A 22,064-nucleotide genomic window follows, 5' to 3' on the forward strand; every position below is an offset into this window, starting at 1 on the left:
GCCAGCAGATATACATCTGGCAGATAATCATTGCTGAAATTGGTCTAAATGCTTCCCTCCCGGTAAATCCGCTGTTTATTTCCCACGGTTATAACACATGCCTTTTTATTCATTTAAAAGCTGATAACGCCTGTTTACACTCATTTGGACATCCATACTTCTAAACCGCCATGCGCGGGACGGATAACGAATAAGAATGATTGTACTGAGTAATATTTCGAAGGTTTTTGACAACGGAAAAGTGGCACTGACTGCCGTTGATGACGTCAACTTGACGGTAGAGCAGGGACAGATTTACGGAATTATTGGTTACAGTGGGGCCGGGAAAAGCACGCTGATTCGTCTGCTGAACGGTCTGGAAAAACCCAGCACCGGAAGTGTCACCATTAATGGGCAGAACATTTCTGCCGCCAGTGGCGAGGCGCTGCGCCAGGCACGCCTGAAAATCAGTATGGTGTTCCAGCATTTCAACCTGCTGTGGTCGCGTACGGTTTCAGAAAACATCGCGTTTTCAATGCAAATTGCAGGTGTGCCAAAAGCGAAAATAAAGTCCCGCGTGACCGAGCTTGTCGAGCTCGTTGGGCTGAAAGGGCGTGAGAATGCGTACCCGTCGCAGTTGAGCGGCGGGCAAAAGCAACGTGTAGGCATTGCGCGTGCGCTAGCGAATAACCCCGACGTGCTGCTCTGTGATGAAGCTACGTCAGCGCTCGACCCGCAGACTACCGATCAGATCCTCGATCTGCTGCTGGATATTAACCGCCGCTTCAAACTGACCATCGTGTTGATCACGCACGAGATGCACGTGGTGCGCAAAATCTGCGACCGCGTGGCGGTAATGGAGAACGGTAAAGTGGTGGAAGAAGGGGATGTGCTGAGCGTCTTTACCCATCCACAACAGCCCATTACGCAGCAGTTTGTCCGCCAGGTAAGCCAGTATGCCGAGGAGGAAACCTTCAATAGCGAGCTGGCAAACGATCTGGAAGGCACGGTCATCAAACTGACGTTTACCGGGCACAGCACGCATAAGCCGATCGTGGGTGAGTTGACCCTCCGCTACGGCCTGCCGTTTAACATCCTGCACGGGAAAATGACGCAAACCGCCCATGGCGTGTTTGGCCAGCTCTGGGTGCACGTCGTGGCATCTGACGAACAACTGAACAATATCCTCGCCGACCTGCAGCACAGCGATATTGAAGGCGAGGTGATTAAACATGGCTGAGAATCTCTTTCCGCATCTCAAATGGGATCAGCTCTGGGCGGCGACGCTGGAGACGCTGTACATGACGGCGCTTTCAGGCGTGGCGACGTTTGTGCTGGGCATCGTGCTGGGTCTGGCGCTGTTTTTAACCGCACGCGGTGGGTTGTTTCACAATCGCACGGTGTATAGCGTCATTTCGATTGTGGTGAACGTGTTCCGTTCTATTCCGTTCATCATTTTGATTGTGTTGCTGATCCCGTTCACCAAGACCATTGTTGGCACCATCCTTGGCGCCAACGCGGCACTGCCGGCACTGATTGTCGGCGCCGCACCGTTCTACGCACGCCTGGTGGAGATCGCCCTGCGTGAAGTGGATAAAGGCGTCATCGAAGCAACTCGCTCGATGGGCGCACGACTGAGCACGTTAGTGTTTCGGGTTTTACTGCCGGAATCATCACCTGCACTGGTATCAGGTATTACGGTGACGCTGATTGCGCTGGTGAGTTACAGCGCGATGGCAGGGGTGATTGGCGCCGGTGGTTTGGGAAATCTGGCTTATCTGGAAGGATTCCAGCGCAACCATGGTGACGTCACGCTGGTGGCAACGGTGACTATTTTAATCATCGTTTTCATCATCCAGTTCTGCGGCGACATCATTACTTCACTGTTAGATAAACGCTAATAAATACACACAGGAACCACATCATGAAAAAGACACTGACATTGATCGCTGCAGCAACCCTGAGTGCCCTGAGCTTTGCCTCCTGGGCAGATACCCTGACCGTGGGGGCATCCAACACGCCACACGCTGAAATTCTGGAGCAGGCAAAACCGATTCTGGCGAAGCAGGGTATCGACCTGGAGATTAAACCGTTCCAGGACTACATTCTGCCCAACACCGCGCTGGCGGGTCATGATATCGACGCGAACTATTTCCAGCACATCCCTTACCTGAACAGCGTTCTGAAAGATCATGCGGGCGACAAGGATTATGATTTTGTCAGTGCAGGCGCGATCCACATTGAGCCAATCGGCATTTACTCTAAAAAATATAAGTCGCTGAAAGATCTGCCGGAAGGCGGCAAGATCATCATGCGTGACGCTGTTTCTGAAGAGGGCCGTATCCTCTCTATCTTTGAAAAAGAGGGCGTGATCAAGCTGAAACCGGGCATCGACAAAGTGACCGCGCGCATCAGCGACATCGTAGAAAACCCGAAAAAGCTGCAGTTCACCCCTAACGTTGAAGCCTCTCTGCTGCCGCAGATGTACAACAATGATGAAGGCGCTGCGGTGGTGATCAACGCCAACTACGCGATTGACGCCGGTCTGGATCCGGTTCACGACCCGATTGCGGTTGAGAGCGGTGAAAACAACCCGTACGCCAACATCATCACCGTCCATCGCGGTGACGAGAAGAAGAAAGATATCGTTGCGCTGGTGAACGTGCTGCACTCGAAAGAGATTCAGGACTGGATCCGCACCAAGTACAAAGGCGCAGTCATTCCAGTAAACAACTAATTAGCTGATTTTACAGATGAAGCCCGGCGAGTCTCTCGCCGGGCTTCTTTTTTGTATCCGGCAGGAGAATCATTTAAGCTCAACGTTTAAAAGGCAATGGAGTGATGACGATGGGTAATGTGACTAAAGATGAAGCGCTGTATCAGGAGATGTGCCGGGTAGTCGGTAAGGTGGTGCTTGAGATGCGTGATTTAGGGCAGGAGCCAAAGCATATTGTCATTGCCGGAGTACTGCGTACCGCGCTGGCGAACCAGCGCGTTAAACGCAGTGAATTAACAACCGAAGCGATGGAAACGGTGGTTAAAGCGCTGGCCGGGTGATACGCCAGCGTTTCGCAAGCTGCTCCAGCGAGCAGCAGAGCAGATAGTAGACCACACCCGTAAAGATAAAAATGGCCGCCGGGTAGATTTGCACCCGGTTGTTGACCTGTCCCGCCACCGTGGTCAGTTCCGGTACGTTCACGATAAACGCCAGCGACGTATCCTTCAGCAGGCTGATAAAAATCCCCACCAGTGACGGCAGAATATTCCTCAGCGCCTGCGGCAGCAGTACGCGCAACAACGTTTGTTGCGTGCTGAATCCCTGAGACAGTGCAGCCTCATATTGCCCGGAGGGTAGCGCGTTAAGTCCGGCCAGCACCGAGTGCATCACGGTTGCCGCCGTAAACCAGGCCAGGGCCAGCGTGACGGTAAGCGCTCCCGGCAGATCGCCCCCGGTAATGAGCGGCAGCAGATACCACATCCAGAAAATCACGAAGATGAGCGGGATACCGCGGATCAGTTCTGCCCACAAAAAGAGGGCCTTTCGCACGAGCCCGGTAAAGCGCCAGGCCAGACACGCGAGAGCAACCCCGCCGGGCAGAGCAATGACGGCTGCTCCAGTCGCCATCATCAACGAGAGCAATACGCCGCCCGGTTCACCCGCTGCCGCACGTCCCCACAGCAGATAATCGAGGTTATCGGTGATGACATTAAGTCCGGCAATCATGTTTTTCACTCCCTGCGGTGACAGCGATGGGGCGTTTACGTTTCGCCTGAGGTCCAATACGAACCAGCACCATTCCCATGACCAGACCGGTCAGGAGATAGAGTGCGGTACCGACAGTAAATGCTTCCAGCGCATGCGCGTTGTAGCTTTCAATCTGCCTGACCTGGTAGGTGAGTTCGGCAAAGCCAATCCCGCTGGCGAGCGAGGAGAGCTTCATCAGATTAAGGTACTGCCCCACAACGGGCTGCCAGGCGTTGGCCAGGCCCTGCGGCAGAAGGATGTGACGAAACAAACGCCACGAAGAGAAACCCTGAGCCAGCGCGGCCTCCCGTTGTCCGGCAGGCACAGAACGTAACCCTGACTCCACCTCTTCGATTAAAAACGCCGAGGTAAAGACGCCCAACCCCCAGGCGGAACATAAAAACTCGGGTGTAAACCACCAGACGTCGCCGGGCAGAATTGACCAGCTGTGATCCGCGTTAACCACGTCGCGAAACGCCTGTGGTAATCCGTTCCAGGCGGCAAAATACCAGAACAGCAGCTGCACCAGCAGCGGCGTATTGCGAAACAGCGATACCCAGCCACTGACGATGGCGCTCCCGAGGCGTCCGCCGGAAAGGCGCAGGAGCATAAAAAGTAACGCCAGCAGGCTTGCCAGCATGATCCCCATAATCGTGACCCACAGGGTGGTGAGAAATCCGGAGAATATCCACTGCAGGGGCTGTCCGGTCAGTACCCCGTGCCAGTCGAGCGCGGGCATTACAGATGCTCCTGATGCAGTGGGTTAAGCACCTTTTGCAGGAAACGCTGCGCGCGCGGATGTGAGGGCTGACTAAAAAACTGCGCCGGCGGCGCAATCTCGAGAATTTGCCCGCCGTCGATAAAGACGATCCGGTCGGCAATCTCCCGGGCAAACTGCATCTCGTGGGTCACGACGATCATGGTGATCCCGCTGTGGGCGAGGGCTTTCATCACAAACAGCACTTCGCCAATCATCTCAGGATCGAGAGCCGATGTCGGCTCGTCGAAGAGAATGATTTGCGGCGAAGAGGCCAGAGCACGGGCTATCGCCACGCGCTGCTGTTGACCACCAGAAAGCTCTGCCGGGAAATGGTGGGCTTTTTCCAGCATTCCGACTTTCTCCAGCAGGGACAGCGCGCGCTCCTGGGCAGGTTGCGGCTTCCAGCCGTGAACCTGCTCCAGCGCCAGGGTGATGTTCTGGCTGGCGGTGAGATGGGCATAAAGATTGAATTGCTGGAACACAAACCCCACGCGGCTGCGCAGTTGACGCAGCCCGATACCAGACAGCTTGCCGGTCGGTTTGTTGTCGACAAGGATCTCCCCGCCGCTCAGGGTTTCAAGCTGGTTGATGAGACGAATCAGGGTGGATTTACCGGAACCCGAAGGGCCGAGGATGGCGACCACTTCTCCGGGCGTGATGGTGAGGTTAATGTCGTTTAAAACCTGATGGTCACCGTAGCGTTTGTCCACATGACGAAACTCGACGCTGGCCTGTTCCAGATGTGAAAAATCCGCGGCACCGACCGCGGAGTGTGAAAATAAACCTGAGAGCATATTACTTAGCTTCTATTTTAAAGGCGCGAGGCTGTGGAGCTGGAGTGCCTGGACCAAACCAGACGTCGTAGATTTTTGCCGCCTGGCCGTTCTTCTCGAGATTAACCAGCTCGTCGTTAACGGCCTTCAGCAGCGCGGTTTCACCTTTCTTCACCCCCACGCCAATCTCTTCTTTACTGAGCAGATCGGGCAGGATTTTGAAGTTGGCTTTATCCGGCGCCTGCGCCAGCAGACCGGCCAGAATAGTGCTGTCCTGGGTGATTGCCTGCACGTTGCCATTGCGCAGTGCCGTCAGCGCCAGTGGAATATCGTCATAAGAGAGCACGCGGGACTGCGGGAAACGCTGGTGCAGCGCCTGTTCGCCCGTGGTTCCTTTGACCGCGCCAATACGCGCCCGACTATAGTCATCGAGCTTGTCCGGTGATTTCGCCGGAACCAGGAACTGCTGGCCGGTGACGAAGTAAGGCGTCGAGAAATCAATGACCTGTGCGCGTTCCGGGGTGATGGTGATATCCGCCACGATCAGGTCGGCTTTGCCGGACTGCAGCAGCGGAATGCGGTTGGCCGGATTGGTGGCAACCAGTTCAAGCTTCACGCCGAGTGATTTAGCCAGCGCTTTGGCGAAGTCCACGTCGTAACCCACGATCTCATGCGTTTTGGCATCAATCGAGCCAAACGGCGGGTTGGCATCAAATGTGGCTACTTTCACCACCCCTGCTGCCTTGATATCCGCCAGCTGATCGGCCTGCGCCTGCGCTGAAAACAGGCCCCAGGCTGCCACTAATCCCAGAACCAGCGTCCGTTTTTTAAACCCTTTCATTTTTGCTGCCATAGTCATACGCCATCCCGTTGTTTTTGTTTTACCCCGTTACGCTCCCATAAGGGAAAGCTATCGCCAAATAAGAAATCGTTCTTTGCTATGAGCAAAAAAGCATTAGTGAACAAGGTGTTAATGAAGAGTGAAAAGGACGGGGGGCTATTTGCAGATCCTGCACATCGACAGTGGATTTTGGTATTTCCCCTCCACGGGATTTGGGTGCTTAACTGAAGGCAGATACGGCGAGAGAGGGTAAGACGATGAAAAAATGGATCAGCACGTTACGGCGGTTTTTTGCGGCCCGGCCAGCGAATGCGGAGAACAGCGCGCAACGTGTTCTTGAGTCGATACTGCCTGTCGCCAGCCTGTATGGCGTAGACGTTGCCAACATTGACCCGGAGTGGTTCCATGATAAAACGCCACGCTGAACTGCGCCGCACGCGCGAAACGTACTGGAACGAGGTGTGCGCGACGTTTAACGAGTGAAATAAAAAAGCACCGGTTTCCCGGTGCTTTTTTATTAGATCTTGCAGGCGTCGCCGCAGTCGTCGTCGGCGACAATCGCCTGCGCTTTTTTATCCGCGTCGTCCAGACGTTCCGCATTACGCTCTTCTGCTTCATCCAGACCGTTAAACACTAAGTTATCGAGATCAATTTCCATGTTGCACCTGCTCTGTTCAGTTTTTGATACTGGCACAGTATAGGGCAAAAAAAGCCAGCAATGTACCTCGCAGCACATAAGGATAATCCCTGCCATACTCAGTGCTTTATCGCTGAGGAGAACACATGATTACCCTCTGTAAAACCTGCGGAACCGCCTATGATGCACAGCCTGACAGATGCCCGATCTGCGAGGATGACCGTCAGTATGTGCCCGTCACGGGCCAGGTGTGGACAGATTTCGATACCGTAACCGCCACACACAGCAACAAATGGCAGCAGCTGGAGCCGCAATTGTTTAGTATCAAAACGGTGCCCGCATTTGCTATCAATCAGCGGGCACTGCTCCTGCGTACCCCGCACGGCAATATTCTCTGGGACTGTATTGCTAATCTCGACCTGGCAACTAAAACACTCATCACTGCGCTCGGCGGCATCAGCGCAATTGCGATTTCACACCCGCACTATTACACCACGATGCAGGAATGGGCTGCGGCGTTTGATGCACCGCTGTATCTGCACGCCAGCGACAGGGAATGGATCATGCGTGACAGCCCGGCAATCCACTTCTGGCAGGACGATGCGCTGGAAATTTTCCCGTCGGTTACTTTGCTGCGCCTCGGCGGTCATTTTGCTGGCGGGACAGTGCTGCACTGGCAGGAAGGTGCGGGGGTATTGCTGGTGGGCGATATTCTGCAGGTCACGCCGGGGAAAGACGCTGTCTCGTTTATGTGGAGTTACCCAAATTATCTTCCGCTGCCGGCCCGGACCGTAGCATCGGTAGTGAGTCATCTGAAAGGCAGAACGTTTGCACGTCTGTACGGTGCTTTCGAAGGGCAGAACATCCAGGCCTTCGCGGACGAAATTGTGCAGCGGTCGGGCCAGAAATATATTGCTTGTCTGAAGTAAACCACGATGGGTAAACTTTACGAGTGTGATCTCGATCATGCCTAAACTAAAACAGATAAAAGAGACATTGCTATGCAACATATCATTGAAGGTTTTCTCAGCTTTCAAAAAGAGATTTTCCCGCAACGTAAAGAACTCTTCCGCAGTTTAGCGTCCAGCCAGAATCCCAAAGCGCTGTTCATCTCATGCTCCGACAGCCGTCTGGTCCCGGAACTGGTCACCCAGCAGGAGCCAGGACAACTCTTTGTCATTCGTAATGCTGGCAACATTGTGCCGCCGTTCGGACCTGAGCCTGGCGGTGTGTCCGCAACCATCGAATACGCTGTTGTGGCGCTGGGTGTGACGGATATCGTGATTTGCGGTCACTCCAACTGTGGTGCGATGAAGGCGATTGCCGATAACGCGAACCTGGAGCCGATGCCTGCTGTGTCGCACTGGTTGCGCTATTCCGATGCGGCAAAAGCGGTGGTTGAGAAGAAAATCTGGGATAAGCCGATCGATAAAGTCAACGCGATGGTGCAGGAAAACGTATTTGCGCAGCTGAGCAACATTAAGACCCATCCATCCGTGGCGGTGGGCCTGCGTAATAATTCTATCCGACTGCACGGCTGGGTGTATGACATTGAAAGCGGCGAAATTCGCGCGCTGGATAAAGCAACGAAAACCTTCGTTTCGCTGTCTGAAAACCCGGAAGTGTATTTCGAGTAATCCATTACAGCAGGGCATGGATGCCCTGTCAGTCCTCACTATACGGTAATTTCCGCCGTAACCCAGACGCGGTTTTTTCTGCCGCTTTCGCCATCGCCTCTGCAATCTCTGCACACTCCGCCAGCCCCTGAACGAAGGGACGATCGTGCATTAGCCACGGTATCGCGCCAAAGGCGATGCGTCCGCGAACGGTTTCAGGTGCTTTTAAGGTGTAATCCTCGCCAATCTCGGGGATCTCTTCGCCTGTTGCCTCCAGCTGTTTGCGCAGCGTCGGGAAGGGCAGATCTTTCGTTTTGAGCGGCTTTTGCCCGCGCGCATCAATAAAAACGTCGAAACGGTAGACGGTCTCTTTTGTGGCGATTGCTGCGCTATCGCTGCCAATATCCAGCGTGTAATTGTCACCGAGCGCAGCCACGCTAATAATGCCGGCTTCGCGAAGCGCGAGCAGCCTGCGAATAGACTGTGGAGGGATGGCCGCATAGTTGTCGATAAAGACCCGGGCCAGCCCTTGTTTGAAGCGCTTACTGTCGCGATCGTCGAGATGCGGTACGATCGTCTGAACCACTTCATGGAGCCGAAGCACGGTGTAGCGCCAGGCCACGGTGCGGTGTTCCTGTTTGTTTCTCTCAACCTCGTCGAGGTTTTCTTCGGCCCAGGTGAACGGGTCGTGTCGTTTACGATTTTCAAACCAGGCCTCACGCATGCTGTCTGCCGTCTGCTTATGCAGAGCAACTTTCTTACACCATGCCGGGTCAGCAAGTTCAAGCTCTCTCACCATCAGGGCAAAAATGCGATCAAGCAGGCCATCCGGCCCTTTGGCAATTTCGCGTTCAACCGCGAGCTCAGTCAACACTGACAACGGTTCGTAAGGAATAGGGCAGTAAAAATCGGCTTCCGGGAGAATGCCCGTTCGGGACATCAGGACAATCTTTAACGCCTCGCTGCCTGTATCCAGAACGAATTTACCGTCGCGAAACGCGCCGTGCTGCATCACTACCGCCATTGCCGCGTCAAGACCGCTTAACGATGTCCCCATGATGCCAACACGGCAGGGCGGAATTTTGGCATCCATCAGACCGGACCACGGGCTTGGGAAGTACGTGCGAGAGGCTTCGTCGTCTTCAGGCCAGACGTGGCCGGTGGCGATAACCGCAAGGTCAAAGCGTTCAGGAAAACTGCTGTCGTTGACGGAAAGCGTGACGCCGTCATTCGTGGGCACGATGTCGGTGACCCGGGCAGACTCATGGATTTCAACATGGAACCCGCGTTTTTTCGCCTCTTTTACGATTGACCAAAAGCTGTCGCAGAAATACTCACCCAGCAGGAGACGGGGCAGGAACTGCCGGTCATGCAAACGGGATTTATCCACCTTAAAGCGTGCCAGATGGGTTTCGCTCTGGCCCTTAAGCCAGTCGAGGTAGGACATGAACAGTGGCGGGATTTCAATGCTCGCAATGTTCGCCAACATCAGACGAGAATTATCGTCGTCGTTATAGGGCATACCCACGCCCGCGTTATCAGCTTGCTCAAAGACGTAAACCGAAAGCGGCTGCCGATTTTTAAGAAGTGCGTAAAACGTATAAATCCCTGTAGGGCCGGAACCGATAATGGCGATTTTCTTCATCGACGGTATTCCTCTTTTTTTCCATGAGGAAAGCGTAGCAGGAGAACAGTGATGAAAATAAGGGATTAGGATAATTCAGGAAATCAGAGGATAATTTGCACCATTTCAGGACTGAAATGGTGCGTCCGAGTGGACTCGAACCACCGACCCCCACCATGTCAAGGTGGTGCTCTAACCAACTGAGCTACGGACGCAGAATGGTGCGTTCAATTGGACTCGAACCAACGACCCCCACCATGTCAAGGTGGTGCTCTAACCAACTGAGCTATGAACGCAACGTGTTGTCGGTGACAACGGGGACGAATATTAGCGGCACAGCACCAATGAGGCAAGAGGGAAAATGCATTTTTCTCTCTGATTTCACGCGATTGCTGTATTACCGCGCAAAGTGAAGATAAAGTAGCCGCCAGCCGGCGGCTACTGCGTAATTAACGTGCTGCGCGTTGCAAAATGACCGTTGATGGCTGACGTTGCAGGAAGCGCATTCGCATCATCATCATAATTGCCGCAGAGGTCAGACCGATGATAAAGCCCATCCAGAATCCGGCCGGACCCATGCGGTCAACCACCAGGTCGGTCAGGGCCAGAATGTAACCACACGGCAGACCCAATACCCAGTAGGCGACGAAGGTGATAAAGAAGATGGAACGCGTGTCTTTATATCCACGCAGCACACCGCTGCCAATCACCTGAATGGAATCAGATATCTGGTAGACCGCTGCCAGCAGCATCAGATGCGACGCCAGAGCCACGACTTCGGGGTTGTCATTGTAGAGCAGGGCGATTTGTTCGCGTAGCGTGACGGTAAAGAGCGCCGTACAGACAGCCATGCAGACACCGACACCCAGCCCGGTTCGCGCGGCGGTTTGCGCGTCTATCGTCGAACCTTGCCCCAAACGGAAGCCGACACGGATAGTCACCGACGCCGCCAGCGACAACGGCAGGACGAACATCAGCGAGCTGAAGTTCAGCGCAATCTGGTGCCCGGCTACGTTCACAATGCCCAACGGGGAGACCAGCAGGGCGACCACGGCGAAAAGCGTCACCTCGAAGAACAGCGCGAGGGCAATCGGCAAACCTAGCTGCACCAGACGCGTCATGATGCTCCAGTCTGGCGTACTAAATCTGTTCTCGTTGCGGATATCGCGCATGGAACGGGCGCGTTTTACAAAGGCGATCATCGAGAAGAACATCACCCAGTAAACGGCTGCCGTCGCCACGCCGCAGCCGACGCCACCCAGTTCCGGCATTCCGAAATGACCGTAAATAAAGACATAGTTAACAGGAATATTGACCAGCAAACCAATAAAGCCCATCACCATCCCAGGTTTCGTTTTCGCCAGACCTTCACACTGGTTACGCGCCACCTGGAAAAAGAGGTAGCCTGGAGTCCCCCAGAGCAGGGCGCGCAGATAACCCACTGCTTTGTCAGCCAGTGCCGGGTCAATGTTATGCATGGCGCGAATAATATGGCCAGCGTTCCAGAGCACCACCATAATCAGCACGGAGACAAACCCCGCCAGCCAGAAACCCTGACGGACCTGGTGGGCAATGCGCTCGCGACGACCCGAGCCATTGAGCTGGGCGATAACAGGCGTGAGCGCGAGCAGCAGACCGTGGCCGAACAGGATGGCCGGAAGCCAGATTGACGTGCCGATAGCAACGGCCGCCATATCGGTGGCACTGTAGCCACCTGCCATTACCGTATCCACAAATCCCATTGCGGTCTGGGCCACTTGCGCGACGATCACTGGTATAGCCAGTGCCAATAACTGGCGCGCTTCATTCATGTACTTCTGCACGTGAACACCTTTATTTTGTTGTTATTTGAGAGACTAAAAAAGCCGCCGAAACGGGCAGCAAGAAGAAAATGCAGGGGGGTGCCAGCTATTGTAGCGGGCTTTAGCTATTTATCTAGTGAAAAAATCGCCAGAAAATGCGCTCCGCTGGCAACCTGTTTTTCCAACTGTTATTGTGATGGGATTAAACGGTGTCACCACCGTCCGGAAAAAACAGGAGTTGTAAGCATGTTTACTGGTATTGTGCAGGGCACCGCCAAAGTGGTGTCCATTGATGAAAAACCTAATTTCCGAACTCATGTTGTTGAGCTGCCGGAATATATGCTTGAGGGCATTGAAACCGGTGCCTCGATTGCGCATAACGGCTGCTGCCTGACCGTGACCGAAATTAACGGCAACCAGATCAGCTTTGATTTAATGAAAGAGACGCTGCGTATCACCAACCTGGGTGAGCTGGCGGTTGGGGATACCGTCAACGTTGAACGTGCGGCGAAGTTCAGCGATGAGATTGGCGGGCATCTGATGTCGGGGCACATCATGACCACTGCCGAAGTGGCGAAAATTGTGACCTCGGAAAATAACCGTCAAATCTGGTTTAAAATGCAGGATCCTTCATTAATGAAATACATCCTGTACAAGGGGTTTATTGGTATTGATGGGATTAGTCTGACTGTCGGGGAAGTGACGCCGACGCGTTTTTGTGTGCATTTAATTCCTGAAACGCTGCAGCGCACCACGCTGGGGGCGAAAAAACTGGGGCATCGCGTAAATATCGAAATCGATCCGCAAACTCAGGCGGTGGTGGATACCGTTGAGCGTGTGCTGGCGGCAAAAGAAGCCGCAATAATTAAAACAGCAGAAGAAGAATAAAAAATAACCCCGGGTAACCGGGGTTATTTTTTTAGCGGGCGACACGCAAACCGTGTTCAATGCCACGGCTGAATACCACCTGCCAGAGCTGAATATCCCGCGCGCGAAACGCCCCCGCGCAGGCATTTAGATAATAGCTAAACATCCGCTTGAATCGTTCAGAATAGTTGTCCGCAATCTCAGGCCAGGCTTCCTGAAAACGAGCATGCCATGCCATCAACGTGGTGTCGTAATCCGCACCGAAGTTATGCCAGTCTTCCATCACGAAATGGGGTTCACTGGCGTTGGCAATCTGGCGAACGGACGGTAAACAGCCATTCGGAAAGATGTATTTATTGATCCACGGGTCAACGTTGTTATCGGTTCGCTTAGAGCCGATGGTATGCAGCAGGAAGATGCCGTCCGGTTTCAAATTACGATCCACCACGTCAAAATAGGTGTTGTAGTTCTTCGGTCCCACGTGCTCGAACATACCCACCGAAACGATACGGTCAAACTGTTCGTTAAGATCGCGGTAATCCTGTAGCCGGATATCCACATCGAGACCCTGGCAGCGTTCCCGCGCCATCTTTTGCTGTTCAGCTGAAATAGTGACACCCACCACGCTGACGCCGTAGTGCTTCGCCATAAACCAGGCCAGCCCACCCCAGCCGCAGCCGATATCCAGCACGCGCATTCCGGGTTCTAACTTCAGTTTCTCGCTAATCAGATGCAGCTTAGCCTGTTGAGCCTCTTCCAGCGTCGAAGCCTCTTTCCAGTAAGCGCAGGAATATTGCATGAAGGGGTCAAGCATACGGTTGAACAGGTCGTTGCCGAGATCGTAATGCTCTTTGCCGACGATCCACGCGCGTTTTTTACTTTGCAGATTAAACAGCCGGGCAGAGGCGACGCGCAGTGTGTCTTTCAGATTGCGGGGGAGTTGATTTTCCAGACCGGCACGCAACACGCTGGAGAAGAAGATATCCAGCCGTTCGCACTCCCACCAGCCGTCCATATAGCTTTCCCCCAGGCCTAACGAACCCTCCCGCAACACGCGCTTAAAAAAGTCGGGATGTTTAACCTGGGGATCGGCTGGCGACGATCCATTGATAGTGATGCCTGCTCGACCTAACAGTTCACTGACGATCCGGGACCAGTTATCGTCCGGAACGCTGACTTCTTCTATACACGATGAACTCATAGCTTCTCCATCACCCTGTGTGATCAGAACCTTCAAACAGCGTAGACGCTTTTTTTGGTTTGTGAGAAATCTCACGGTAAATACCGCGAGGCTAATATCCGACGTAGAACAGAGGAAGGGAGATAACCCTTGCCGAAATGCCTTCCATGGTAAAACGGGAGCACTCCGGCTCCCGTTAACACTTAATATTTATCGTATTTAATCGAACCAAATTTAGTATAGGCCGCAAAATTTGGTGATTCAATAAAAAATTCTTAGCAACCTAATCACTGGAAGTTAACATAATTTCCGGCGCGATTACGCATGCGATGTTTCAACCGGCGTGCTGTTATTCAGCTCACGCTGTGCGGAAGCCTGCATACGGTAGCCCACAAAGGCCAGCACAACGGTCACCAGCATCACGGTAGTGGTGGTCAGGAGCGGTGTGGCAATCAGCGCAGAGACCACCAGGCTTGCCAGGAAGCACAGACCCAACTGCAGGGTGTTCTGCAGAGCAGCCGCGCGACCTGTCGCTTGTGGGAACGGACGTAATGCCTGCGCCACAACGATCGGGTAGATTGCCCCGTTAGCGACGGCCATCACGCAGAATGGTATTAAGATTTCTACCAGACCGGTGCCCGGGATAAAACCAACAGCCCATGTCCCGATAACGCTCAATGCATACAGCACCAGCAGCCACGGCAGCATCTGCTGACCTTCCCATTTCTGCAACGCCGCACGACAGCCGTACCCGCCCACCAGGAATGCGATGGTTTGCGGAACGTAGCTCAGGCCGATCGCCGCCGGGCTGTACCCCATATCGTGCAGAATAAATGGCGAACCGGTCAGCCACGCGAAGAAGCTCGCCGAGCAGGCGGCATAAATCAGGACATTACCGCGATACGCTTTGGCACTCAGCAAAGAGGTAAAGGTAATGGGCTTCGCATCCGCATGTGCCTCTTTTTTATGCGCTGGTTTGAGCGCGAATGCCGGCAGCATGAGTACCAGTGTGATGGCAAACAACGTGGCAAAGATAGCCTGCCACTCGAAATGCACCAGGATCCAGCTGCCCAGCAGCGGGGCGAGGGCAGGTGAAAGCCCTACCAGCGGCATAATGGTGGCGAAAATCCGGTTGGTGCGGTTGGCTGGGTAGTAGTCGGTAACAAGAGCCTGCCAGGTCACCGCTGCTGCACAGACGCCGACGGCCTGCACAAAGCGCAGCACCAGCAGCCAGGTCGCATCGCGTACCCATAACATACCCAGACAGCCGACGGCAAAAATGCCAAGTCCCAGCAACAGTACTGGTTTACGGCCAAAACGATCTGATAGCGGCCCCCAAAGTAGCTGCGCGAAGGCGAAACCGGCGAGGAACAAACTCAGGCTGGCGCTGATGGCCGCTGCAGGGGTTTGCAAATCTTCCTGCATGGCGGCGAAAGCCGGCAGGTACATATCAGTGGCCAAAAAGCCCAGCACGCTTAAGCCGCCGAGCCAGACTAAAAAACCTTTCCTGGGTTGCATTGTTTTATTCTCCTGAGGAGGCAGGTATACATTGGCGCTGAGTGTAGGGAGTGCAAAGCCGCTTGTGAAACGCTAATATTTGGCGTGTGCATTCAAATTTTTTGCAGGCAGAAAATGTGGTCAGATTATTCTCTTGAAGTGGTCGATGCTGTCGCGCGTAACGGCAGTTTCAGTGGAGCGGCGCAGGAGTTACACCGCGTGCCTTCAGCTATCAGCTATACAGTACGTCAGCTGGAGGAGTGGCTGGCGGTTCCTCTGTTTGAACGGCGACATCGTGATGTGGAATTAACGCCCGCCGGCGCGTGGTTTTTGAAAGAAGGACGTTCTGTCATCAAAAAAATGCAGATCACCCGCGAACAGTGTCAGCAGATCGCTAACGGCTGGCGGGGGCATCTTTCCATCGCGGTGGATAATATCGTCAAACCTGAGCGTACCCGGCAAATGATTGTCGATTTCTATCGTCATTTTTCTGACGTCGAATTGCGGGTGTCGCAGGAAGTGTTTAACGGCGTCTGGGATGCGCTGGCGGACGGTAGGGCAGAGATGGCGATCGGGGCCACGCAGGCGATTCCGGTTGGGGGACGTTATGCGTTTCGCGATATGGGGATGCTGAGCTGGAAATGCGTGGTGGCAAGCGATCATCCGCTGGCGGCTCTGGAAGGACCCTTGAGCGACGATACGCTACGCAACTGGCCATCGCTGGTGCTGGAGGATACGTCCCGTTCATTACCCAAGCGTATCACCTGGCTTCTGGATAACCAGCGGCGGGTGGTTGCACCCGACTGGGAATCGTCGGCGACGTGCCTCAGTGCTGGCTTGTGCGTTGCGATGGTGCCCGTTCATTTTGCGCGGCCGCGAATTGACACCGGAGAGTGGGTTGAGTTGACGCTAGAGAACCCGTTCCCGGATGCGGCCTGTTGCCTCACCTGGCAACAAAATGATGTCTCGCCAGCGATGGCCTGGCTGCTGGATTATCTGGGAGACAGCGAAACGCTAAACCGGGAATGGTTACGGGAGCCAGCTTAACTGGCCCCCGTGAAGAGATTACCGGCGGTAGTCGCGGAACGGACCATCCGCAACGGAGCGGCGTTCAATAAGACGCGGGTGAACTTCAATGGACTGTGACTCTTCTCGTTTGTTGACGATCCTGTCCATCAGCATATTAAAGGCGGTTTCACCCAGTGAGTCTTTCGGCTGGTGAATGGTCGTTAATGCCGGCGTAAAGAAGCGCGCGTTACGCACGTTGTCATACCCGATCACAGAAATATCCTGCGGTACACGCAGACCCAGCTCATCGGCAGCACAGAGGGCACCCATTGCCATGATGTCGCCCCCGCAGAAAACGGCGGTCGGACGGTGCTGCTGGGAGACGATCTGCTGCATCGCGCGGTAGCCCGACTCCGGTTCGAAGTCGCCCTGCACGATCCAGTTTTCCGGCACGGTGATCAGCGCTTCTTCCATCGCTTTCATAAACCCAGCCAGACGACCTGCACCGGTATTGCGCTCCAGTGGACCCGGGATCACACCGATCTCGCGGTGACCGCGTTCTATCAGATAACGACCCGCCATATAACCGCCTTCAAAGGCGTTATCGATAACGGAATCGGTGAAGTCCGCGCGGGCTTCACCCCAGTCCATCACCACCATTGGGATATGGCGATACTCTTCCAGCATGGACAGCACAGTTTCCGGATACTCGGAACACATCACCAGCAGGCCATCAACGCGCTTTTGCGCCATCATCGACAGGTAGGCGCGCTGTTTTTCAATGCTGTTCCACGCGTTGCCCAGAATCAGGGTATAGCCTTTTTGAAAACAGTTTTTCTCAACCGCTTCAATGATCTCGGCAAAATAGGCCGCTTCACTGCTGGTCGCCAGCAAACCAATAGACTTGGTGTGATTAACCTTGAGGCTACGCGCAACCGCACTTGGCGAATAGTGCAGTTCTTTGATCGCTGCCCAGACGGCGTTGCGCGTCTCTTCCGCCACAAAGCGGGTTTTGTTAATTACATGTGATACGGTTGTAGTGGAAACGTTTGCGCGTTTTGCTACATCTTTAATTGTTGCCATTAAATGTCACTCCAGACCATATCCTAAACTCCTGAAAAACTTGAAGGTAAACGTTTGCCTTCTCTCACCCTTATCACGCAATTTTGAATTGCGACACGCCGGGAAAACGACACAGGACGTCAGGAGGGGGTCAATGGCCGGTACGCTAATAAATTTAGCGTGGAATTTTGTCCTATCTTGATGAAAAGGGGAAGAGGTAAAGTGGTTATCCGTTTAAATCCAGGAAGATTTTTGACGTAAATTGTGCAAAAATGAGCAAGCTCACTTTTCGTGGGGGGATTAAAAGGAGAAAAATTGATGAGTTCCGATCTGAAGTTTTCGCTGTTCACCACCGTTATTGTGCTGGCTTTGATTGTCGCAGCGGGTCTGACGGCCGCACTGCACTGATTTACGTGGAGGGAGAGCTTTCTCCCTCCCGATTCCCCGGATTGTTACTTCTCTGGCAAAAATCTTTTGCCATTTTGTTAACTTCTCATTTTTTGTGATTGATGTCATGCTTTCCGCTTCTTTGTTCTGTGTCACCCCATGACACGGCATCCGGAGTTGACGTATGAAAATCAATTTTCCCCTGCTGGCCCTGGCGATTGGCGCTTTTGGGATTGGCACCACTGAATTCTCCCCGATGGGGTTACTGCCTGTTATTGCCAGAGGCGTGGATGTCTCGATCCCTGCCGCAGGGATGTTAATCAGCGCCTACGCTATCGGCGTGATGGTCGGGGCGCCGCTGATGACGCTTCTGCTTTCGCATCGCGCGCGCCGCAATGCGCTGATTTTCCTGATGGCGATTTTCACCCTGGGCAACGTGCTTTCCGCCATTTCGCCGGACTACACCACATTGATGCTGTCCCGCATTTTGACCAGCCTTAACCACGGCGCGTTCTTTGGGCTGGGGTCGGTTGTTGCCGCAAGCGTGGTGCCAAAACACAAGCAGGCGAGTGCCGTGGCAACCATGTTTATGGGACTAACGATTGCCAACATCGGCGGGGTGCCTGCGGCAACCTGGCTGGGTGAAGCGATCGGCTGGCGTATGTCTTTCCTGGCGACGGCCGGTCTCGGTGTGATCGCGATGGTGGCACTGTTCTTCTCCCTGCCGAAAGGCAGCGCGGGGGAACGTCCTGACGTGCGCAAAGAGTTGTCTGTGCTGGTACGCCCGCAGGTGCTCTCGGCATTGCTGACGACCGTGTTGGGAGCAGGGGCGATGTTTACCCTCTATACCTACATTTCTCCCGTGCTTCACGACATCACTCACGCGACACCGATCTTTATCACTGCGATGCTGGTGTTGATTGGCGTGGGCTTCTCGATTGGTAACTATCTGGGTGGGAAATTTGCCGACCGTTCCGTGAGCGGGACGTTGAAGGGCTTCTTAACCCTGCTGATTGTCATCATGATTGCTATTCCGTGGCTGGCACGTAATGAGTTCGGAGCAGCCATTGCGATGGTCGTCTGGGGAGCTGCCACCTTTGCTGTGGTTCCACCGCTGCAAATGCGTGTGATGCGGGTCGCCCATGAGGCGCCGGGTCTTTCGTCTTCAGTGAATATTGGCGCGTTCAATCTCGGTAATGCGCTCGGTGCAGCCGCCGGTGGCGCGGTTATTTCCGGGGGGCTGGGATACAGTTTTGTACCGGTGATGGGGGCGATTATTGCCGCGCTTGGTCTGCTGTTGGTGATGATGTCCGGTCGTAAGCAGCCAGAAACAGCCTGCGCTGCTGAATAAGCAAAAAAACGCAGAAGGGCGAACCCTTCTGCGTGTCTCTTATGCGGCGAAGTTCTTCGCCACAAACTCCCAGTTAACCAGTGCCCAGAAGTGCTCCAGGTAGTTCGGGCGCGCGTTACGGTAATCAATGTAGTAAGCGTGTTCCCAAACGTCCACGGTCATCAGCGGCTTAGCGCTGGTGGTCAGTGGGGTACCCGCGTTAGAGGTGGAAACGATAGCCAGTTTGCCATCGGCTTCTTTTACCAGCCACGTCCAGCCAGAACCGAAGTTCTTGATAGCTGCATCGGTAAATTTCGCTTTGAAATCCGCGAAGCTGCCAAAGGCGGCATTGATGGCGGTAGCCAGTTCACCGGCAGGTTCGCCACCGGCGTTTGGCGCCAGGCAGTGCCAGTAGAAGGTGTGGTTCCACACCTGAGCTGCGTTGTTGAATACGCCCCCCTCAGAGCTGCGGACGATCTCTTCCAGCGTTTTGCCTTCAAAATCGGTGCCCTTGATCAGGTTGTTCAGGTTGGTGACGTACGTCTGGTGATGCTTGCCGTAGTGATATTCCAGGGTTTCCGCAGAAATGTGCGGTGCCAGGGCGTCTTTTGCATACGGTAGTGCAGGTAATTCGAACGACATTGCTTCTCTCCTTATTGTATTTTGTGTTGCCAATAACCACACAGACAACGAGGAGAGAATAGCAAATTGAAAGGGTATGCAAAAGAGGAACTTACCCTGCCGCGACGCGGCAGGGCAGGGATTAGCGAATGGTTTTAGGTGTCATGACGCGACGCGCGCCGACGTAGTGGCGAACCCAGTAGTCTTCACTCAGCGAGGTGATCTGAATATCCTGACCGCTGCGTGGTGACTGAATGAATTTTCCGTTACCGACATAGACACCGACGTGGTCAGCCGTGCCGCGACCCTGTGTACGGAAGAAGACCAGATCGCCGTTTTCCAGCTCACCACGGTCAACCGGAGAAGCATCGCGCAGGTGGTACATTTCATTGGCAGTACGTGGAATGCGGAACTTCACCAGATCTTTATAGGCGTAATAGACGAGGCCACTGCAGTCAAAGCCGGTACGCGGTGAACTGCCACCCCAGTGATAAGGTTTGCCAATTTGCCCCATCAGTTTGTTCATCGCGGTTTTTTGCGCTTTCTGTACACGCACTTTATGCACTTCCGCTATTTTCGTGACCTTCGTGCATTTCGCCTTGTGGCCTTTACGCGTGATGCATTTTTCAGTCACGAGGTTGGCGGCAGTCTGCGAGGCTTTACTTTTGGATGTGTGAGCAGTGCGGGAAGATTTTGTTTTTGTCTTGCTTGAAGCGGTTTGTTTAGTCTGAGCAGTTGTTTTTTTCTTATCGTTCTTACTGGTGGTTTTTTTCTTACGTTCTGTGGCTTTCACCAGATGGTTCTTTTGCACAGCAGAATGCCGCGCCTGCTGAGAGGCGTTTGCCACTGGCGTGAAAGTGAGTGATGTAAACAGTAAAGCACAGAGCGTGATCGAGATTTTATTTATCCGCGCCACTGGGCAGTCCCCTGATAAATGCAGGCCATCTATAGTACCTGCGTATGATTTACAAAGCCCGTCGATTCTAATCCATAAAAACCCGAGAAGTTAATAGCATTTTTCAATCTACAATCGTGTTTCGTTAGCAAGTGCAAAAAAATTCATCGTTCTGTCGCACATTTGTTCACTCCCTAAGCAAAACCCTCAGTGCAGCAGGGTTAAACACCATTTGCAATGCAACTTTTCATGAGTCGCGGTAAAATAAATAAACGTGACAAAAATGTTATTTTCCGATGCCAGTCTGAACCGCTACAATGTCAGACTAATGCCGTAACAGAAGTTAAAGGAAGCAAGACATGAGCACCACTATTGAAAAAATCCAGCGCCAGATCGCTGAAAACCCGATTCTGCTGTATATGAAAGGTTCTCCGAAGCTGCCAAGCTGCGGCTTCTCCGCGCAAGCCGTTCAGGCACTGTCTGCCTGTGGTGAGCGTTTTGCTTACGTTGATATCCTGCAAAACCCGGACATCCGCGCTGAGCTGCCTAAGTACGCTAACTGGCCGACGTTCCCACAGCTGTGGGTAGACGGTGAACTGGTTGGCGGTTGCGATATCCTGATTGAGATGTATCAGCGCGGTGAACTGCAGCAGCTGATCAAAGAGACGGCGGCTAAGTACAAAACTGAAGAGCCGGACGCAGAGTAACTTTCTGCCGAAATAAAAAAGCGACCTCTTCAGGTCGCTTTTTTTTACTCTTCGCTGTCGCCCATCGGTAGCGGCCAGCCGCCCAGACGTTTCCAGCGGTTGACGATCTCACAGAACAGCTCTGCAGTGCGTTCCGTGTCATACAGGGCAGAGTGCGCCTGCGTACCGTCAAACTCAATACCTGCCGTGATACAGGCCTTTGATAGCACTGTTTGTCCAAGCGCCAGGCCACTCAGGGCGGCAGTATCGAAGGTGACAAATGGGTGGAAGGGATTTCGTTTGAGCGAGGCACGCTCTGCGGCGGCCATGGTAAAGCTGTGATCGAACGTGGCGTTATGGGCTACCATGATCGCGCGGCTGCAGTTGCTCTCTTTCATACCTTTACGCACCATCTTAAAAATGGCGTGCAGCGCATCATATTCACTGACTGCACCACGTAACGGGTTATGCGGGTCGATACCGTTAAACGCCAGTGCTTCCGGCTGTAAGTTTGCCCCTTCAAAAGGATCAACGTGGAAATGCAGCGTGGTGTCCGGTGTAAGCCAGCCCTGTTCATCCATCTTCAGCGTGATGGCGGCAATTTCGAGCAGCGCATCGGTTTTAGCGTTAAATCCGGCTGTTTCTACATCAATGACAACAGGATAAAAACCACGAAAACGGTCGCACAGACCGCTAAATTGAGCGTTATCGGACATCAGGGTCTCTTACATGGGGAAAAAGCAGAGCGCATTAT

The 22,064-nt window shown here is 53.7% G+C and carries 25 protein-coding genes and 2 tRNA genes; 12 read left to right on the plus strand and 15 right to left on the minus strand.

Annotated features, from left to right (window positions below; translation table 11 throughout):
• Nucleotides 1–196 precede the first annotated feature (196 nt).
• From ACLHV9_RS10455 to fumD, 4 genes are all read left to right on the plus strand, one after another.
• The gene (locus ACLHV9_RS10455; protein ID WP_108090118.1) at nucleotides 197–1,219 is read left to right on the plus strand and encodes a methionine ABC transporter ATP-binding protein; all 1,023 of its coding nucleotides are present in this window, start codon (nucleotides 197–199) and stop codon (nucleotides 1,217–1,219) included.
• Nucleotides 1,212–1,880: a methionine ABC transporter permease gene (locus tag ACLHV9_RS10460; protein WP_049006353.1), complete on the plus strand. Its 669-nt coding sequence runs from the start codon at nucleotides 1,212–1,214 to the stop codon at nucleotides 1,878–1,880. Before ACLHV9_RS10455 ends, ACLHV9_RS10460 begins: the two co-directional genes overlap by 8 nt.
• A 23-nt stretch (nucleotides 1,881–1,903) precedes the next feature.
• A complete protein-coding gene (locus ACLHV9_RS10465; protein ID WP_003857677.1) occupies nucleotides 1,904–2,716 on the plus strand; it encodes a MetQ/NlpA family ABC transporter substrate-binding protein in 813 nt (270 codons plus the stop codon).
• Nucleotides 2,717–2,826: 110 nt separating this feature from the next.
• Nucleotides 2,827–3,036, plus strand: a complete 210-nt coding sequence (fumD, locus tag ACLHV9_RS10470) for a fumarate hydratase FumD (protein ID WP_008500615.1) — start codon at nucleotides 2,827–2,829, stop codon at nucleotides 3,034–3,036.
• On the opposite strand, the gene ACLHV9_RS10475 is transcribed toward fumD, so the two are convergent.
• Genes ACLHV9_RS10475 through ACLHV9_RS10490 form a run of 4 tightly spaced genes read right to left on the minus strand, consistent with a single transcriptional unit; the run spans nucleotide 3,017 to nucleotide 6,110 of the window.
• Nucleotides 3,017–3,703 carry an amino acid ABC transporter permease gene (locus tag ACLHV9_RS10475; RefSeq protein WP_108090117.1) on the minus strand — a complete coding sequence of 229 codons (687 nt, stop codon included), beginning with the start codon at nucleotides 3,701–3,703 and terminating at the stop codon, nucleotides 3,017–3,019. The two genes, fumD and ACLHV9_RS10475, sit on opposite strands and share 20 nt — an antisense overlap.
• Nucleotides 3,687–4,463, minus strand: coding sequence for an amino acid ABC transporter permease (locus tag ACLHV9_RS10480; RefSeq protein WP_128347968.1), 777 nt, complete (start codon nucleotides 4,461–4,463; stop codon nucleotides 3,687–3,689). Before ACLHV9_RS10480 ends, ACLHV9_RS10475 begins: the two co-directional genes overlap by 17 nt.
• Complete coding sequence (locus ACLHV9_RS10485) at nucleotides 4,463–5,278, minus strand: amino acid ABC transporter ATP-binding protein (protein WP_108090116.1); 816 nt, start codon at nucleotides 5,276–5,278, stop codon at nucleotides 4,463–4,465. The genes ACLHV9_RS10480 and ACLHV9_RS10485 overlap by 1 nt, the downstream gene beginning before the upstream one ends.
• Before the next feature lies 1 nt (nucleotide 5,279).
• Nucleotides 5,280–6,110, minus strand: a complete 831-nt coding sequence (locus ACLHV9_RS10490; protein ID WP_028017276.1) for an ABC transporter substrate-binding protein — start codon at nucleotides 6,108–6,110, stop codon at nucleotides 5,280–5,282.
• Nucleotides 6,111–6,355: 245 nt separating this feature from the next.
• Here ACLHV9_RS10490 and ACLHV9_RS10495 point away from each other — a divergent pair, with 245 nt between their 5' ends.
• Nucleotides 6,356–6,523, plus strand: coding sequence for a hypothetical protein (locus tag ACLHV9_RS10495; protein WP_032666818.1), 168 nt, complete (start codon nucleotides 6,356–6,358; stop codon nucleotides 6,521–6,523).
• Between the two features lie 92 nt (nucleotides 6,524–6,615).
• On the opposite strand, the gene ACLHV9_RS10500 is transcribed toward ACLHV9_RS10495, so the two are convergent.
• Nucleotides 6,616–6,756, minus strand: coding sequence for a hypothetical protein (locus ACLHV9_RS10500; protein WP_003857665.1), 141 nt, complete (start codon nucleotides 6,754–6,756; stop codon nucleotides 6,616–6,618).
• Between the two features lie 125 nt (nucleotides 6,757–6,881).
• On the opposite strand from ACLHV9_RS10500, the gene ACLHV9_RS10505 reads away from it, so the two are divergent.
• Nucleotides 6,882–7,664 (plus strand): MBL fold metallo-hydrolase, encoded by a 783-nt coding sequence (locus tag ACLHV9_RS10505; RefSeq protein ID WP_108090115.1) that lies wholly within the window; start codon nucleotides 6,882–6,884, stop codon nucleotides 7,662–7,664.
• A 72-nt stretch (nucleotides 7,665–7,736) separates the two neighbouring features.
• Nucleotides 7,737–8,372 carry a carbonic anhydrase gene (locus ACLHV9_RS10510; RefSeq protein WP_108090114.1) on the plus strand — a complete coding sequence of 212 codons (636 nt, stop codon included), beginning with the start codon at nucleotides 7,737–7,739 and terminating at the stop codon, nucleotides 8,370–8,372.
• A 28-nt stretch (nucleotides 8,373–8,400) separates the two neighbouring features.
• On the opposite strand, the gene ACLHV9_RS10515 is transcribed toward ACLHV9_RS10510, so the two are convergent.
• The 4 genes from ACLHV9_RS10515 to mdtK form a co-directional block, all read right to left on the minus strand.
• Nucleotides 8,401–9,996, minus strand: coding sequence for an FAD-NAD(P)-binding protein (locus ACLHV9_RS10515; protein ID WP_108090113.1), 1,596 nt, complete (start codon nucleotides 9,994–9,996; stop codon nucleotides 8,401–8,403).
• A 117-nt stretch (nucleotides 9,997–10,113) separates the two neighbouring features.
• Nucleotides 10,114–10,190, minus strand: a tRNA-Val gene (locus ACLHV9_RS10520).
• A 4-nt stretch (nucleotides 10,191–10,194) separates the two neighbouring features.
• Nucleotides 10,195–10,271: transfer RNA gene (locus ACLHV9_RS10525), tRNA-Val, on the minus strand.
• 153 nt (nucleotides 10,272–10,424) lie between these two features.
• Entirely contained in the window at nucleotides 10,425–11,798 is a 1,374-nt protein-coding gene (mdtK, locus tag ACLHV9_RS10530) for an MdtK family multidrug efflux MATE transporter (RefSeq protein WP_108090112.1), read from the minus strand.
• A 225-nt stretch (nucleotides 11,799–12,023) separates the two neighbouring features.
• Between mdtK and ACLHV9_RS10535 the strand changes: the two genes are divergently transcribed.
• Nucleotides 12,024–12,665 (plus strand): riboflavin synthase, encoded by a 642-nt coding sequence (locus ACLHV9_RS10535; protein ID WP_028017281.1) that lies wholly within the window; start codon nucleotides 12,024–12,026, stop codon nucleotides 12,663–12,665.
• 31 nt (nucleotides 12,666–12,696) lie between these two features.
• Here the strand turns inward: ACLHV9_RS10535 and cfa are convergent, their stop codons facing one another.
• Both cfa and punC read right to left on the minus strand, forming a co-directional pair.
• Nucleotides 12,697–13,845, minus strand: a complete 1,149-nt coding sequence (gene cfa / locus ACLHV9_RS10540; RefSeq protein WP_108090111.1) for a cyclopropane fatty acyl phospholipid synthase — start codon at nucleotides 13,843–13,845, stop codon at nucleotides 12,697–12,699.
• 297 nt (nucleotides 13,846–14,142) lie between these two features.
• Nucleotides 14,143–15,342 carry a purine nucleoside transporter PunC gene (punC, locus tag ACLHV9_RS10545; RefSeq protein WP_108090110.1) on the minus strand — a complete coding sequence of 400 codons (1,200 nt, stop codon included), beginning with the start codon at nucleotides 15,340–15,342 and terminating at the stop codon, nucleotides 14,143–14,145.
• A 114-nt stretch (nucleotides 15,343–15,456) separates the two neighbouring features.
• On the opposite strand from punC, the gene punR reads away from it, so the two are divergent.
• The gene (gene punR, locus ACLHV9_RS10550) at nucleotides 15,457–16,368 is read left to right on the plus strand and encodes a DNA-binding transcriptional activator PunR (protein ID WP_129324548.1); all 912 of its coding nucleotides are present in this window, start codon (nucleotides 15,457–15,459) and stop codon (nucleotides 16,366–16,368) included.
• Between the two features lie 18 nt (nucleotides 16,369–16,386).
• Here the strand turns inward: punR and purR are convergent, their stop codons facing one another.
• Nucleotides 16,387–17,412 (minus strand): HTH-type transcriptional repressor PurR, encoded by a 1,026-nt coding sequence (purR, locus tag ACLHV9_RS10555; protein ID WP_028017285.1) that lies wholly within the window; start codon nucleotides 17,410–17,412, stop codon nucleotides 16,387–16,389.
• A 297-nt stretch (nucleotides 17,413–17,709) separates the two neighbouring features.
• On the opposite strand from purR, the gene ACLHV9_RS10560 reads away from it, so the two are divergent.
• A complete protein-coding gene (locus tag ACLHV9_RS10560; RefSeq protein WP_020688313.1) occupies nucleotides 17,710–17,799 on the plus strand; it encodes a YnhF family membrane protein in 90 nt (29 codons plus the stop codon).
• Between the two features lie 163 nt (nucleotides 17,800–17,962).
• On the plus strand, nucleotides 17,963–19,129 hold the full coding sequence (locus ACLHV9_RS10565; protein WP_028017286.1) for an MFS transporter: 1,167 nt from the start codon (nucleotides 17,963–17,965) through the stop codon (nucleotides 19,127–19,129).
• Nucleotides 19,130–19,168: 39 nt separating this feature from the next.
• On the opposite strand, the gene sodB is transcribed toward ACLHV9_RS10565, so the two are convergent.
• Nucleotides 19,169–19,750, minus strand: coding sequence for a superoxide dismutase [Fe] (gene sodB, locus ACLHV9_RS10570; protein ID WP_028017287.1), 582 nt, complete (start codon nucleotides 19,748–19,750; stop codon nucleotides 19,169–19,171).
• 121 nt (nucleotides 19,751–19,871) lie between these two features.
• Nucleotides 19,872–20,645 carry a C40 family peptidase gene (locus ACLHV9_RS10575; RefSeq protein ID WP_028017288.1) on the minus strand — a complete coding sequence of 258 codons (774 nt, stop codon included), beginning with the start codon at nucleotides 20,643–20,645 and terminating at the stop codon, nucleotides 19,872–19,874.
• Between the two features lie 338 nt (nucleotides 20,646–20,983).
• Here ACLHV9_RS10575 and grxD point away from each other — a divergent pair, with 338 nt between their 5' ends.
• Entirely contained in the window at nucleotides 20,984–21,331 is a 348-nt protein-coding gene (gene grxD / locus ACLHV9_RS10580) for a monothiol glutaredoxin 4 (protein ID WP_003832760.1), read from the plus strand.
• Nucleotides 21,332–21,375: 44 nt separating this feature from the next.
• Here the strand turns inward: grxD and rnt are convergent, their stop codons facing one another.
• A complete protein-coding gene (gene rnt / locus ACLHV9_RS10585) occupies nucleotides 21,376–22,026 on the minus strand; it encodes a ribonuclease T (RefSeq protein WP_049006331.1) in 651 nt (216 codons plus the stop codon).
• Nucleotides 22,027–22,064: the final 38 nt, after the last annotated feature.

Source organism: Enterobacter sp. CPE_E890, from assembly GCF_046521475.1.
Classification (GTDB): Bacteria; Pseudomonadota; Gammaproteobacteria; order Enterobacterales; family Enterobacteriaceae; genus Enterobacter; species Enterobacter adelaidei.